The sequence below is a fragment of the Lacticaseibacillus styriensis genome (assembly GCF_030770295.1).
Taxonomy (GTDB): Bacteria; Bacillota; Bacilli; order Lactobacillales; family Lactobacillaceae; genus Lacticaseibacillus; species Lacticaseibacillus casei.
On the sequence record NZ_CP132483.1, the window covers coordinates 790,486 to 805,926 of the forward strand.

At 47.4% G+C, this 15,441-nt stretch carries 8 protein-coding genes, 2 tRNA genes and 3 rRNA genes; 11 read left to right on the forward strand and 2 right to left on the reverse strand.

From position 1 onward, the window contains the following. The first annotated feature begins 132 nt into the window (after window positions 1-132). Genes LACSTY_RS03760 through LACSTY_RS03770 form a run of 3 tightly spaced genes read left to right on the forward strand, consistent with a single transcriptional unit; the run spans window position 133 to window position 3,404 of the window. Complete coding sequence (locus LACSTY_RS03760) at window positions 133-1,341, forward strand: glycosyltransferase family 4 protein (RefSeq protein WP_087911754.1); 1,209 nt, start codon at window positions 133-135, stop codon at window positions 1,339-1,341. A 2-nt stretch (window positions 1,342-1,343) separates the two neighbouring features. Next, window positions 1,344-2,372 (forward strand): glycosyltransferase family 4 protein, encoded by a 1,029-nt coding sequence (locus LACSTY_RS03765; protein WP_087911755.1) that lies wholly within the window; start codon window positions 1,344-1,346, stop codon window positions 2,370-2,372. Window positions 2,373-2,384: 12 nt separating this feature from the next. Beyond that, on the forward strand, window positions 2,385-3,404 hold the full coding sequence (locus LACSTY_RS03770; RefSeq protein ID WP_087911756.1) for a lysylphosphatidylglycerol synthase transmembrane domain-containing protein: 1,020 nt from the start codon (window positions 2,385-2,387) through the stop codon (window positions 3,402-3,404). Between the two features lie 134 nt (window positions 3,405-3,538). On the opposite strand, the gene LACSTY_RS03775 is transcribed toward LACSTY_RS03770, so the two are convergent. Beyond that, window positions 3,539-4,711, reverse strand: coding sequence for a pyridoxal phosphate-dependent aminotransferase (locus tag LACSTY_RS03775; protein ID WP_087911757.1), 1,173 nt, complete (start codon window positions 4,709-4,711; stop codon window positions 3,539-3,541). Window positions 4,712-4,877: 166 nt separating this feature from the next. Between LACSTY_RS03775 and LACSTY_RS03780 the strand changes: the two genes are divergently transcribed. From LACSTY_RS03780 to LACSTY_RS03815, 8 genes are all read left to right on the forward strand, one after another. After that, window positions 4,878-5,153 carry a YkuJ family protein gene (locus LACSTY_RS03780; RefSeq protein WP_010493839.1) on the forward strand — a complete coding sequence of 92 codons (276 nt, stop codon included), beginning with the start codon at window positions 4,878-4,880 and terminating at the stop codon, window positions 5,151-5,153. A gap of 495 nt (window positions 5,154-5,648) precedes the next feature. After that, on the forward strand, window positions 5,649-7,745 hold the full coding sequence (locus LACSTY_RS03785; protein WP_087911758.1) for an LTA synthase family protein: 2,097 nt from the start codon (window positions 5,649-5,651) through the stop codon (window positions 7,743-7,745). Window positions 7,746-8,046: 301 nt separating this feature from the next. Continuing rightward, the gene (locus LACSTY_RS03790) at window positions 8,047-8,508 is read left to right on the forward strand and encodes a Fur family transcriptional regulator (protein WP_025013988.1); all 462 of its coding nucleotides are present in this window, start codon (window positions 8,047-8,049) and stop codon (window positions 8,506-8,508) included. A 474-nt stretch (window positions 8,509-8,982) separates the two neighbouring features. Continuing rightward, window positions 8,983-10,552, forward strand: a 16S ribosomal RNA gene (locus LACSTY_RS03795). 219 nt (window positions 10,553-10,771) lie between these two features. Beyond that, window positions 10,772-13,689: ribosomal RNA gene (locus tag LACSTY_RS03800) — 23S ribosomal RNA — on the forward strand. 199 nt (window positions 13,690-13,888) lie between these two features. Next, window positions 13,889-14,005 (forward strand): 5S ribosomal RNA (gene rrf, locus LACSTY_RS03805). Together the 16S, 23S and 5S rRNA genes with 2 tRNA genes alongside form the textbook arrangement of a ribosomal RNA operon. A 7-nt stretch (window positions 14,006-14,012) precedes the next feature. Then, window positions 14,013-14,085: transfer RNA gene (locus tag LACSTY_RS03810), tRNA-Asn, on the forward strand. 8 nt (window positions 14,086-14,093) lie between these two features. Then, window positions 14,094-14,183: transfer RNA gene (locus LACSTY_RS03815), tRNA-Ser, on the forward strand. Between the two features lie 121 nt (window positions 14,184-14,304). On the opposite strand, the gene LACSTY_RS03820 is transcribed toward LACSTY_RS03815, so the two are convergent. Then, on the reverse strand, window positions 14,305-15,432 hold the full coding sequence (locus LACSTY_RS03820) for a site-specific integrase (RefSeq protein ID WP_306391017.1): 1,128 nt from the start codon (window positions 15,430-15,432) through the stop codon (window positions 14,305-14,307). Between the last annotated feature and the right edge of the window lie 9 nt (window positions 15,433-15,441).

Consider the following 15,441-nt stretch of genomic DNA (forward strand, 5'->3'; position numbering starts at 1 on the left):
ACTTACGACTTTTGCCTGATGAGGTTAATTTGACGGCAAGGTAAGATAATTCTAAAGGTTTGTGAGAAAATTGCATTTAGCTAAGCCTATCTTTATACTTATACTAAACAAATGACGTCTGGAGGGGATCAGGTGAATATCGGGATTTTTACAGATAGCTACTTTCCGCAAGTCAGCGGTGTCGCGACGTCCATCAAGACCTTGAAGGACGATCTAGAACGCAAAGGTCATCAGGTTTATATTTTTACGACCACTGACCCACATGTGCCGGATGATGCTGTCGAACCCAACTTATTCCGTTTTACGAGTGTGCCATTCGTGTCCTTTACCGATCGGCGAATTGCGGTGCGCGGATTGTTCCATGCTTATGCCGTGGCTAAGGAACTGAACCTGGATATTGTCCACACACAAACCGAGTTTTCAATGGGTTACATCGGCAAGTTTGTGGCGAAGCAATTAAAGATTCCAACCATCCATACTTATCACACGATGTATGAAGATTACCTGCACTATGTTTTAAATGGCCATCTGCTAAAGCCGTATCATGTGAAGCAATTTACGCGTGCCTTTCTTTATCATGTCAGTGGCGTGATTGCGCCGTCTGAACGGGTTTACGACACGTTACGGCGCTATGGTGTTAAAACGCAGATTAAGATCATACCGACCGGAGTTGACTTAACCCAATTTGCCGAGCAAAAAGATCCGCATCTTCGTGAAAAGCTGGGCCTAGCTGATGTACCGGTCTTGATCTCACTCAGTCGGGTTGCTTATGAGAAGCGGATCGACAAGGTGATCAGTGCGATGCCGGCCATTTTGGCGCAGATTCCTAACGCCGTGCTTTTAATTGTTGGTGACGGTCCAGCGCGAGAAGATCTGGAGACACAGGCCGCCGAGTTAGAAATTGCCGATCATGTGCGATTCACCGGTGAAATCAATCATGATGATGTGGGTGATTATTACCGGGTTGGCGATGTTTTTGTGTCGGCAAGTGATTCGGAGTCCCAGGGGTTAACCTACATTGAAGCCATGGCGGCAGATCGAAAAGTGGTGGCTTTGTCAGGCGATTACACCGATCATTTACTTGATGATCCGGCACTTGGAACCACTTTTTCAACGGAAGCGGAAATGGTTCATCAAGTTGTGAATTATCTGCGTCATCCTAACGCTTATGATGACCCTAAACCGCGTGCTGAAAAACTAGCTGCCATTTCTGCGGATCGTTTCGGGGATCGCGTGCTTGATTTCTATCGTGATGTTATCAGTCATTATTCGCCTAATGAAGCTGATGAATCTGCGCCATGGACCGATGAAAGTACGAGTAAACGGACCATGAAAGGCTAACTATGATCGTTATTAACATGTTTTCGTCCGCTAATAAAGTGGCGGGGCAAGGCGTGGGGGCAGTTTACACAGAATTAATGGGGCTGCTCAAGCATGACTTTGCCAATGAGTTTCAAATCAATGTGAATCGTTATACGCGCAGTGACATTAGCCATTATCATACAATTGATCCTAAGTTTTACGCCTCAACCTTTTCCAAAAAACGAGGTCGAAAAATCGGATTTGTTCATTTTGTTCCCAGCACGTTGGATGCCAGCTTAAAGTTGCCGCGAGTTGCGCGGTGGACGCTTGATAAATATACGCTTGCCTTTTATAAGCGGATGGATGAATTGGTCGTGGTCAATCCCAATTTCATTCCGAAATTGGAAGCTTATGGGATCAGTCCCGAAAAAGTGACGTATATTCCGAATTTTGTTTCGCAACGGACGTTTCATCCAGTGTCGGCCGAAAAAAGGCAGGCATTGCGCCATGCGAATGGGTTTAAGCCCGATGACTTTGTGATCTTTGGTGCCGGTCAGGTGCAAGATCGGAAAGGCGTCGGTGATTTTATCAAATTGGCCCAACAGAATCCTGACTTTCGGTTTGTATGGGCTGGCGGATTTTCATTTGGCCGGATCACTGAAGGCTATGAACGGCTTAAGCAGGCAGTAGCAAATGCGCCGGCAAACCTGGACTTTACCGGCATTATGCCGCGGGAAACCATGATTGATTACTATAACATGGCGGACCTGTTTCTTTTGCCGTCTTTTGAAGAGCTGTTTCCGATGTCGGTGCTTGAAGCTTTTGCAACCGGTACGCCGGTTATGGTACGTGATCTTGAGCTTTACCAGCAGATCATCACCCCTTATGCCATTACCGCGGCTGATGTCGATGATATGCAGGCGCGGATTCGAGCCTTGGCGGATGACCGGGAGTTGTTGGCAACTTATGCGACTAAAAGTCATCAGGCAGCGCAGGTTTATGCGGAAAGCCGCCTTGAAAAGATCTGGCACGATTTCTACGTAAAGCAGGCCGCGTTAGGGAAGCAATAGCCGAGGAGTTATATGACACGGAAGAACAAACTGGCCGTCCTAATCATGGTTCTGATTGGCGCCGGCATTTTTATTTACGAAGCGCGTGATTTGAATGGCGCCAAGCTGGTGCACGAGTTATTATCACTTGATCTCAAGTGGTTGCTGGTGGCCTTTTTGCTCATGTTCGGCTCATGGATCGTCGAAACGTTTGTCGTCCAGATTTTTATCAAGAACGGGACGGATACACTCGATTTTAAGACGGCGCTGCGGGTACCACTGGTCGAGCAGCTATTCAACGCGATTACGCCAATGGCTTCCGGTGGTCAGCCGGCTCAGTTATTTGCGCTGATGCAAAGTGGCGTTGAGGCCGGTCGCGCGAGCTCGGTGCTTTTGATGAAGTTTGTCGTCTATCAATTTATGGTCCTGATCAATTTCATTTTAACGTTGGTCATCGGTTTTGATCAGGTTTCCAGACATTTCGGCGCGCTGGCTTTATTTATTGTGTTTGGCTTTGTCATTCATGTCATCGTGATTGTCGGTTTGTTGATGGTGATGTACTATTACAAATTTACCAAGCGCTTGGTTAGACTCATCATGGTGCCGGTTGGCTGGTTTGTGAAGCCGGAAAGAAAACTGGCGATGCAGACCGATCTTGATCATAAAATCGATACGTTTTATGCGGAAAGCCTGCATTTAAAGCGGGAAAAAGTGCGCGTGATCAAGGCTTGTTTACTGACGTTGGTGCAGCTGTTACTTTATTATGCGGTGCCGTATTTTGTTCTTCTGGCACTCGGGGTTAATCACGTCAGCATTGTTGAGGTGATTGTTCTGCACGTCATGATCGTCATGATCGTCAGCCTGTTTCCGATTCCTGGCGGTGCTGGCGGTGCGGAATATAGCTTTAAGACGCTGTTTGCGACATATGTTACCTCGCCATCCAAGTTGGTGTTAGGGATGTTATTGTGGCGTTTTTTAACTTATTATCTCGGCATGATTTGCGGCATCATTGCGATGGCCTTACCACCCAAAAAGTCGGATAAGGTTTCCTGAACATCAGGTGTTGCGCTGCGGTTTGCGCCCAGCGACTCAGACAAATCAAAAGTGACGTTAGAGACATGAATCAAGATTGTCTCTAACGTCACTTTTTTAGGTGCTGTGTTCAGTCAGTGCATTTTTGGCAGCCATCAGGCAGTTCGGCTGGCAATGAAAGCACGCAGCCGTTTGACCGCTTCTTTAAGGTCGTCCATTGAAGCGGCATAACTGATCCGGATGTAGCCTTCACCACCCGGGCCGAATGCAGTTCCGGAAATCAGGGCCAGTTTCTGTTCATTGGCTAACGCTTGGGTAAATTCACGCGAATGCATATGAAGCCGTTCGGGAATTTTGGCAAAAAGGTAAAAAGCACCATCAGGGCGGGCCACTTCAAAGCCCATTTGAATAAGGGCAGCATAAACAAAATCGCGCCGTTTGATATAAGCTGCCTTCATGACCTGGGCATCGTCGGCACCATTCGTTAAGGCTTCGATGCCGGCACGTTGCGCAATGGTGGTAGCGGCAGTGACGAGATACTGGTGCACCTTTTTGGCTTCGGCGATTAAGTGACGCGGACCCATCAGGAAACCGATGCGCCAGCCGGTCATGGCGTGGGATTTAGATAAGCCGTTGACGACGAATGTCCGATCGTAAGCGTAACGCCCCATTGAAATATGGGTAGCGTCATAAGTTAACTCAGAATAAATTTCGTCACAAATAATATAAAGGTCGTGTGCTTCGGCAATCGAGGCGATGGCCTTAACTTCGGCAGCGTGGTAGGTCACGCCCGTGGGATTGCTAGGGTAATTCAGGATGATACCCTTAATTTTGGCATCAGGGTTGGCAGCAATGGTGGCCTCGATGAGCTCCGGCGTCAATACAAAATCAGTTTTGCTGGTGTCGATATAAATCGGGGTCACATGATTCAAAGTCAAAAGCGGAATGTAGCCGGGGTAAATGGGGGAGGGAACCAGGATTGCATCACCTGGATCGCTAATCGTGGTAATTGCTGTTGCTAAGGCTTCGGTCGCCCCCACGGTCACCAGGATTTCATCCGCGGCATCATAATCCGTTCCATACTTAGTTTTGAAAAAATGCTGGGCCGCTGCCCGTAATTCAGGATCACCGACCATGCCGGTGTAATGGGAATAGTTTTCCTGAATGGCCGCGATACCCGCCTGTTTAACGTGTTCTGGTGTGTTAAAATCAGGCTCGCCCAAGGTCAATTTCAAAATGCCGGGAATTTTACTGACGCTTTCGTCAAATTTTCGGATTTCACTGACCTCAATCGCCGGTAATTGTTCATTTAGTGGTTGCAATGTCATACGCGCGCTCCTTATATGTAGGTTGCAAATAGCATAGTCCATTTACCCGTCGTCGCGCAACGTTATCAAAGCGGATAAAACTGCAATTTGAAGTGATATTTCTCCCACAGAGGCGGCGGTTTATGCTAAGCTATTTCTTGAAATAGGAAAATTAGGAGGCCATTTTATGAAACAATCACAGCTCGTGGCCATCATCAAACGCCTCGAAGCCATGCAGACAGGCGACGGCGAGACACAGTCACGCCGCTTCGAAAAAAATGGTGATGAAAAGGGCCTCGTGACATACGATCCCAAGACCGAAACTTATGAACTTGAAGAACTTGGAACGCACCAGACTTTCCAGTTTGACAACATCGATCTTGCGGCCATGGAAATCTATGATCTGATGGATTTTGATGAAGACGAGGACACTAATGATACTAACGACAGTGATCAGGCTTAAGTCTGAGTGCTGAACGAGGCGGACTTGAAAGGGTTGGCCTCTTTTTTATGTGAGCGTGAGCAGGAGCGCTTAGAAATCGGAGTGTAAGTGGCCTCAAGCCTAAATGGCTGGGTTTTGCCATTTAGGCTTGAGGTCCTTACACGTAGATTTCTGCGACTGCGAACGCGTTATAGAAAGCGAAAATCAATTAGCTTTTTGCCTCTAATAGAACAATCCCCAGTAAGAAATCATTGACCACTGCGACCAAGGTCCTTACAATGCAGACTTCTGTGCCGGTGAACAGCTCTATGGAAAGCAGAGCTTCGCATGCACACGCGCCGTAAATAATACAACGCTCGTTCTCCACGATATCCGGACGTCCCATTTTAAGGCTTCTTTAAGATTGCCCATAATTAAGCTTTAATCAACGGTGAACATTTGTCTTTTGAGAAACAAGCGGTTATCCTAGCGAATGTGCTATACTTTTGACATTAAACAATGACTTGGAGGCTCCAAATGAACCAGATCGGCACTAAACTTCGAGGTTTTTTCAATACAAGACTCGGCTTTTTGGCCCTTGCCATTGTCTTATTCTGGGCAAAGACGTACTGGGCATATCAAGCTAAATTTAACTTGGGAGTCACCGGCAGCTTTCAACATCTGATTTTGGCGATTAATCCCATCCCGACAACGCTTTTTCTTTTTGGCATTGCTTTATATATGTCCGGACGAAAATCGTATGTCACGATGCTGGTGATTGATGCATTGACGTCTGTTTGGCTTTTTGCCAATGTGCTTTATTATCGGGAATTCTCAGACTTCTTGACGTTTGCGTTGATCAAAGGATCGGGAGCGGTTTCCAATAACTTAAACAAAGGGATCATGGGGATTGTTCAACCAACGGATTTCCTGGTTTTTGTTGACGTTGTGGTTTTGATTTTATTACTGGCGTTTAAAGTGATTCGCATGGATATTCGTCCGATCAAAAAACGGTTTGCTCTCGGCGTTTCGCTGCTTGCTGTATTGATGTTTGGCGCCAACTTGGCGATGGCCTACAGCGATCGTTCTGGTTTGCTGACCCGGACATTTGATAACAACTATATCGTCAAGTATCTCGGCTTAAACGCCTACACAGTTGTTGACGGCGTTAAGACAGCCAAAAACAGTGCCACCAAAGCTAATGCCGATTCCAGCGATGTTAAGTCAGTGTTGAACTACTTGAACAAAAATCGTGTTGCTCCAAATGCGGAATACACAGGTGTGGCAAAAGGCAAAAATGTTTTCATCATCCATCTGGAGAGCCTGCAGCAGTTTATGATCGACTTCAAATGGGATGGCCAGGAAGTCACGCCAAACTTGAATAAGCTGTATCACGAATCTGATACTTTATCGTTTGATAACTTCTTTAATCAAGTTGGCCAAGGTAAAACCGCGGATGCCGAAATGATGATGGAGAACTCATTATTTGGCTTACCTGAAGGCGCGGCCATGGTGACAGATGGCACGACTAACACGTTTCAGGCGGCTCCGGCTATTTTAGACCAGCATGGTTACACCACCGCTTCATTCCACGGGGATGTACCAAGCTTTTGGAATCGCGATAATACGTATAAGTCTTGGGGGTATGATTACTTCTTCTCGAAGAATTACTTCTCAAGCGGTAAGAATTATGACGTGGGCTATGGTCTGAAAGACAAGATCTTCCTTAAAGATTCGGCTCAATACATTGAACAGCTACCTCAGCCGTTTTATGCCAAAATGATCACGGTTACCAACCATTATCCGTATACTCTAGATAAGGCCAACCAAACGATCAGTAAAACCGATACAGGCGATGACACGGTAGACGGGTATGTGCAGACGGCGCGCTATCTTGACGAAGCCATGGGTGAATTTTTCAATTGGTTAAAAGAAACCGGGTTGTATGATAAGTCGATGATTGTGTTATACGGCGACCACTATGGGATTTCCAACAACCATAAAAAGGCGATGGCTAAGTTAACCAACATCTCCGGCTTTAATGACTATAACAACGCCATGTATCAACGAGTGCCGTTTATGATTCATATGCCAGGACTCAAAGGCGGCATTAATCACACGTACGGTGGGGAAATCGATGCGTTGCCGACCATTTTGAATTTACTTGGTGTCAAGGATAACAACACTGTTCAATTTGGTTCTGATTTGCTGTCGCCCAACCATCCACAAACAGTTGCATTCAGAAACGGGGATTTTGTGACGCCTGACTTTACCAAGGTGGGAAGTCAGTACTTTAACACCAGCACTGGCAAGAAGATCAGCAAACTATCAGCCAGTCAGAAAAAGACAGTTGATGCGGCTACCAACCGCGTGACAACTGAACTTTCCTTGTCAGATCGCGTGATTAACGGCGACCTTCTCCGATTCTATACGCCAAGCGGCTTTAAAAAAGTCGATCGCAGTGACTTTTCGTATAAGTTAACCGATACGAAGAAGAAGCTCAAAGCTGCCCAAAAAGACGGTACGAGTCTGAAGGCGCAAAATAAGGGTAAGTCTACGGTGGATGAATACAAAACCGATGCGCCCGAACTTAAAAGCAGTAGTGATGACGATGGCAGCGATGACTCAAAGTAGTCACGATGATTATGGTTTAGCAGTGCCCACTGAGGCGCTGCTTTTTTCAATTGATAGCCTGTCTTCGTAGGGCGCTTTGTAATGTGTAAAGATGACATTATGACCAAAGCCCTTGGCCAAATTAGATGTATCAGGGTTGTCGCTGAGGGTTAATCCGTTTTGGTGTACACAAATTCATGCGTGAGTCTTAAGTATCTAGTACTGAGGAAATTCTAAACTTTTGTAAGTAAAGGTTGTGCTACATTAGAAAAAGGCGTACAATTTTACTAGATGATAATGTTTATAAATTAGGAGGTTGGCGATGAATCAGGCAGTTTATAACAAGACAATTAACTTGCTCAAAGCAAAGCAGATTCGGGTCACACCACAGCGTGAAGCGATCATTTCATACATGATCGACAGCACTGCACATCCGACAGCCGAGATGATTTATGCAAAGCTTTCACCGCAATTTCCGCATATGAGTGTTGCCACGGTGTATAACAATTTGCGTCTGTTGGTGGACCTTAATCTAGTTGAAGAAATGTCTTCCAATGATGCGGCAACACATTTTGATTTTCCAATTGAACCGCACTACCATGCGATCTGTACAAATTGTGGTAAGATTTTTGACTTTACCTACCCAGGAGTGACAGACGTTGAAGCGGTTGCGGCTAAAGAAACCGGATTTAAGGTGAGCGGCCATCATCTTGAAGTCTACGGTATTTGTCCTGATTGCCAGGTTAAATTGGGTATGAAGCCAGCAAAGCAGCATACAAAGTGAACAATAATTCGCGTCGAAAAAGTTAAGCTATTTTAGTTTATGCGGTTTTCAGGTCTAGCCTGATTGCCGCACTTTTTGATTTTGCGCGAAAAACTTTGGATGAACGCGTAGGTTTCATTTTCGATAGCTATTTTATGGCAATGATTTGTGCAAGCATTTTGAGAAAAATGCTTGCGTGCTGTCGAGGTTACTGGTATTATATTATTGCTGTCAAAAACCGAACTTTCTTTTTTGGAAAGAGATAGAAGTTGCTTCATAACCTTGTTGTGAAGCTGATTAATAAAAAGTGTTGACACTCGTTTGTTGGCATGATAATCTATCAAAGTTGTCTTTTGACAAGATCGTCCTTTGAAAACTGAACAAAGTTTCGTTTAAATGTGCAGGGTCCTTGATATTTCGGTATCGAGGCAAAAAGTAACATTTGCGAAGTCAATTCGCTAGAACAACAAATCGAGCTATTCGAACAGCTCATATTTATATGAGAGTTTGATCCTGGCTCAGGATGAACGCTGGCGGCGTGCCTAATACATGCAAGTCGAACGAGTTTTGGTCGATGAACGGTGCTTGCACTGTGATTCAACTTAAAACGAGTGGCGGACGGGTGAGTAACACGTGGGTAACCTGCCCTTAAGTGGGGGATAACATTTGGAAACAGATGCTAATACCGCATAAATCCAAGAACCGCATGGTTCTTGGCTGAAAGATGGCGTAAGCTATCGCTTTTGGATGGACCCGCGGCGTATTAGCTAGTTGGTGAGGTAACGGCTCACCAAGGCGATGATACGTAGCCGAACTGAGAGGTTGATCGGCCACATTGGGACTGAGACACGGCCCAAACTCCTACGGGAGGCAGCAGTAGGGAATCTTCCACAATGGACGCAAGTCTGATGGAGCAACGCCGCGTGAGTGAAGAAGGCTTTCGGGTCGTAAAACTCTGTTGTTGGAGAAGAATGGTCGGCAGAGTAACTGTTGTCGGCGTGACGGTATCCAACCAGAAAGCCACGGCTAACTACGTGCCAGCAGCCGCGGTAATACGTAGGTGGCAAGCGTTATCCGGATTTATTGGGCGTAAAGCGAGCGCAGGCGGTTTTTTAAGTCTGATGTGAAAGCCCTCGGCTTAACCGAGGAAGCGCATCGGAAACTGGGAAACTTGAGTGCAGAAGAGGACAGTGGAACTCCATGTGTAGCGGTGAAATGCGTAGATATATGGAAGAACACCAGTGGCGAAGGCGGCTGTCTGGTCTGTAACTGACGCTGAGGCTCGAAAGCATGGGTAGCGAACAGGATTAGATACCCTGGTAGTCCATGCCGTAAACGATGAATGCTAGGTGTTGGGGGGTTTCCGCCCTTCAGTGCCGCAGCTAACGCATTAAGCATTCCGCCTGGGGAGTACGACCGCAAGGTTGAAACTCAAAGGAATTGACGGGGGCCCGCACAAGCGGTGGAGCATGTGGTTTAATTCGAAGCAACGCGAAGAACCTTACCAGGTCTTGACATCTTTTGATCACCTGAGAGATCAGGTTTCCCCTTCGGGGGCAAAATGACAGGTGGTGCATGGTTGTCGTCAGCTCGTGTCGTGAGATGTTGGGTTAAGTCCCGCAACGAGCGCAACCCTTATGACTAGTTGCCAGCATTAAGTTGGGCACTCTAGTAAGACTGCCGGTGACAAACCGGAGGAAGGTGGGGATGACGTCAAATCATCATGCCCCTTATGACCTGGGCTACACACGTGCTACAATGGATGGTACAACGAGTTGCGAGACCGCGAGGTCAAGCTAATCTCTTAAAGCCATTCTCAGTTCGGACTGTAGGCTGCAACTCGCCTACACGAAGTCGGAATCGCTAGTAATCGCGGATCAGCACGCCGCGGTGAATACGTTCCCGGGCCTTGTACACACCGCCCGTCACACCATGAGAGTTTGTAACACCCGAAGCCGGTGGCGTAACCCTTTTAGGGAGCGAGCCGTCTAAGGTGGGACAAATGATTAGGGTGAAGTCGTAACAAGGTAGCCGTAGGAGAACCTGCGGCTGGATCACCTCCTTTCTAAGGAAACAGACATTAAGTCTGACGGAAACCTGCACACACGAAACTTTGTTTAGTTTTGAGGGGACGACCCTCAAGCACCCTAGCGGGTGCGACTTTGTTCTTTGAAAACTGGATATCATTGTTGTAAATGTTTTAAATTGCCGAGAACACAGCGTATTTGTATGAGTTTCTAATTTAGAAATTCGCATCGCATAACCGCTGACGCAAGTCAGTACAGGTTAAGTTACAAAGGGCGCACGGTGGATGCCTTGGCACTAGGAGCCGATGAAGGACGGAACTAATACCGATATGCTTCGGGGAGCTATAAGTAAGCTTTGATCCGGAGATTTCCGAATGGGGGAACCCAGTACACATCAGTGTATTGCCTGCAAGTGAATTCATAGCTTGTCGGCGGCAGACGCGGGGAACTGAAACATCTCAGTACCCGCAGGAAGAGAAAGAAAACTCGATTCCCATAGTAGCGGCGAGCGAAGTGGGAAGAGCCCAAACCGAGAAGCTTGCTTCTCGGGGTTGTAGGACTGGACATTGGAGTTACCAAAGTTCGACGTAGTCGAAGTCAGCTGGAAAGCTGCGCCATAGAAGGTGAAAGCCCTGTAAGCGAAACGGCGGACCCTCCGTCCAGGATCCTGAGTACGGCGGAACACGTGAAATTCCGTCGGAATCCGGGAGGACCATCTCCCAAGGCTAAATACTCCCTAGTGACCGATAGTGAACCAGTACCGTGAGGGAAAGGTGAAAAGCACCCCGGAAGGGGAGTGAAACAGTTCCTGAAACCGTGTGCCTACAATTAGTCAAAGCCCGTTAAGGGGTGATGGCGTGCCTTTTGTAGAATGAACCGGCGAGTTACGTTTGCCTGCGAGGTTAAGATGAAAAGTCGGAGCCGGAGCGAAAGCGAGTCTGAACAGGGCGAATGAGTAGGCAGATGTAGACCCGAAACCAAGTGACCTACCCATGACCAGGTTGAAGGTGTGGTGAAACACACTGGAGGACCGAACCCATGTATGTTGAAAAATGCTGGGATGAGTTGTGGGTAGCGGTGAAATTCCAAACGAACTTGGAGATAGCTGGTTCTCTCCGAAATAGCTTTAGGGTTAGCCTCGGAGGATGGATCATGGAGGTAGAGCACTGTTTGAACTAGGGGCCCATCAAGGGTTACTGAATTCAGATAAACTCCGAATACCATCGATCTTACTCCGGGAGTCAGACAGTGAGCGATAAGGTCCATTGTCGAAAGGGGAACAGCCCAGATCACCAGTTAAGGTCCCTAAATTTATGCTAAGTGGAAAAGGATGTGGCGTTGCACAGACAACTAGGATGTTGGCTCAGAAGCAGCCACCATTTAAAGAGTGCGTAATAGCTCACTAGTCGAGTGGCACTGCGCCGAAAATATACCGGGGCTAAGCATAATACCGAAACTGTGGGTGCACCCGTCAGGGTGCGCGGTAGGAGAGCGTTCTAAGGGCGTTGAAGGTCGATCGTGAGGACGGCTGGAGCGCTTAGAAGTGAGAATGCCGGCATGAGTAGCGAAAGATCAGTGAGAATCTGATCCACCGTATGACTAAGGTTTCCTGGGGAAGGCTCGTCCTCCCAGGGTTAGTCGGGATCTAAGGCGAGGCCGCAAGGCGTAGTCGATGACAAGCAGGTTGAGATTCCTGCACTAGTTTATTTTGTTTAAGCGATGGAGGGACGCAGGAGGCTAAGGAAAGCGCACGGCTGGAAAAGTGCGTCCAAGCCGCAAGTCTGGTGGCGAGTGAAATGCTTGCGACCATAAGGACAAGCGGTGATGGGGAGCGAAATTAAAGTAGCGAAGTTCCTGATGTCACACTGCCAAGAAAAGCTTCTAGTGAGAAATAAACTACCCGTACCGCAAACCGACACAGGTAGTCGAGGAGAGTATCCTCAGGTGAGCGAGCGAACTCTCGTTAAGGAACTCGGCAAAATGACCCCGTAACTTCGGAAGAAGGGGTGCTGACCGCAAGGTCAGCCGCAGTGAATAGGCCCAAACAACTGTTTATCAAAAACACAGGTCTCTGCTAAATCGAAAGATGATGTATAGGGGCTGACGCCTGCCCGGTGCTGGAAGGTTAAGAGGATGAGTTAGCGCAAGCGAAGCCCAGAATTGAAGCCCCAGTAAACGGCGGCCGTAACTATAACGGTCCTAAGGTAGCGAAATTCCTTGTCGGGTAAGTTCCGACCCGCACGAAAGGCGTAATGATTTGGGCACTGTCTCAACGAGAGACTCGGTGAAATTATAGTACCCGTGAAGATGCGGGTTACCCGCGACAGGACGGAAAGACCCCATGGAGCTTTACTGTAGCTTGATATTGAGTGTTGGTACCGCTTGTACAGGATAGGTAGGAGCCGTAGAGATCGGAACGCTAGTTTCGATGGAGGCGTTGGTGGGATACTACCCTAGCTGTATGAACACTCTAACCCGCGCCACTGATCGTGGCGGGAGACAGTGTCAGGTAGGCAGTTTGACTGGGGCGGTCGCCTCCTAAAATGTAACGGAGGCGCCCAAAGGTTCCCTCAGAATGGTTGGAAATCATTCGCAGAGTGTAAAGGTAGAAGGGAGCTTGACTGCGAGACTGACAAGTCGAGCAGGGACGAAAGTCGGGCTTAGTGATCCGGTGGTTCCGTATGGAAGGGCCATCGCTCAACGGATAAAAGCTACCCTGGGGATAACAGGCTTATCTCCCCCAAGAGTCCACATCGACGGGGAGGTTTGGCACCTCGATGTCGGCTCATCGCATCCTGGGGCTGTAGTCGGTCCCAAGGGTTGGGCTGTTCGCCCATTAAAGCGGTACGCGAGCTGGGTTCAGAACGTCGTGAGACAGTTCGGTCCCTATCCGTCGCGGGCGCAGGAAATTTGAGAGGAGCTGTCCTTAGTACGAGAGGACCGGGATGGACGTTCCGCTGGTGTACCAGTTGTGCCGCCAGGCGCATCGCTGGGTAGCTATGAACGGAAGGGATAAACGCTGAAAGCATCTAAGTGTGAAGCCCCCCTCGAGATGAGATTTCCCATTCCTATATGGAAGTAAGACCCCTGAGAGATGATCAGGTAGATAGGCTGGAAGTGGAAGTGCAGCGATGCATGGAGCGGACCAGTACTAATCGGTCGAGGACTTAACCAAGTAGAGCGTGAGCAGGAGCGCTTAGAAACCGGAGCATAAGCGGGCCTGAGTTCGTTGGCCGGGTTTTGGCCAATGGACTCAGGGTCCTTATGTGGAGGTTTCTGCGACTGCGAACGCGTTTCGATGAAATACGCCGATTCTCAGCAAAGAAAACCAGCAACAATGATAGCCAGTTTTGAGAGCGCAAAGTTCTCATAAGTGTGGTGGCGATAGCAAGAAGGATACACCTGTTCCCATGCCGAACACAGAAGTTAAGCTTCTTCACGCCGAGAGTAGTTGGTGGGAAACTGCCTGCGAGGGTAGGAAGCTGCCACGCTGTTTATTCCGGTTTAGCTCAGTTGGTAGAGCACCTGACTGTTAATCAGGTTGTCGTCAGTTCGAGCCTGACAACCGGAGTTTTTTATGGAGAGTTGTCCGAGAGGCTGAAGGAGCATGGTTGGAAACCATGTATACGGGTTTTACCTGTATCAAGGGTTCGAATCCCTTACTCTCCGTTTTTATGCTTCTAGATGCTTTCTGTAGCTTCCCGAAATGCTGGTATAAAGGCATTTCGGGATTTTTGTTTCCTTTTATTTTCGGTTGTTTTTTTCCTCCGGTGCACAAAATGTGCACAAGCTAAAGTCTCGAAAGTGCTTGTAGTGTCTGGGATACCTGCTCTTTTCTTTGATCTTCAAGAAGATGAGCGTAGACTTTTTGAGTGATCATTGTATTGGCATGCCCAAGTCTTTTTGAAATATAGTTAATGTCAACGTGATTGGCAATCAAATAGGAAACGTGAGTGTGTCTAAGCCCATGGAAAGTAATCGCGGGGGAAATGTCGAGAGTCTTCTCGATCGTCCTTAGATCCTTATTAATTGCCGTGCTCGATAGCATGTTATGCCGTATGCTGCGAAATAATAGTTGTTTGCTATCACGATATCCCTGAGCAAGGTAGACCTCTTGCTGTTCTTTCTTGAGACGTAAAAGCAAGTCTGCAAGTTCTCTCGTGATGTCGATGTCACGTACACTTGATTTGTTCTTAGTAGCAGCAAAGCCGCTGCCATATCTGTGATCCCACGTTCTGGTAATGTGCACAACGCGCTTTTTAAGATCAACATGATCCCACGTGAGCCCAAGAACTTCAGAATACCTAGCTCCGGTCAGTGCCCCGGTTGCGATGATGTAGTAAGCAATATGCTCGTAGTCTGCAAATTCTAGACAGTAATTGACGAGCTTGCGCAAATCCTTTACTTGCAAATATTTGATGATTCCTGCTTGGCCTTCATTACCAGTGAGGACAACGTTATGAGTGAAGTTAGTATATATTATTTGGTCATCGACGGCAGAATCAGCCATTGAGCGAACATAGCCATTCAATTTGCTGACTGTATCTTTAGCCCTTTTTTTGCCAAAATCATTGATAAATGCCTGCCAGTCTGATTTTGAAATTGATTTTAGTTCACGGCTTTCGCCCCAATAGGCTAATAACTGTTTACGAATTGTTTTATACCGGGCTTCGGTGATACGAGAATGCTTACCAGATTTGTACAGCTCAATCCATTTGTCCCAGTAGTCGATTAACGTTATCTTGTTAAGATCCAAATTTGCACCGCGATTATGCTGACGTTCGACTTCGATTGCCGCTATATCAGCAGCTTTTTTTGAGGGGAAGCCACCCTTGTTGACATACTTGCGTGTTCCATCATTATCCTTGTAAGAGACACGATATTGCCATTTTTTGCCACGTTTACTAATGCTGGCCATCATTCATAC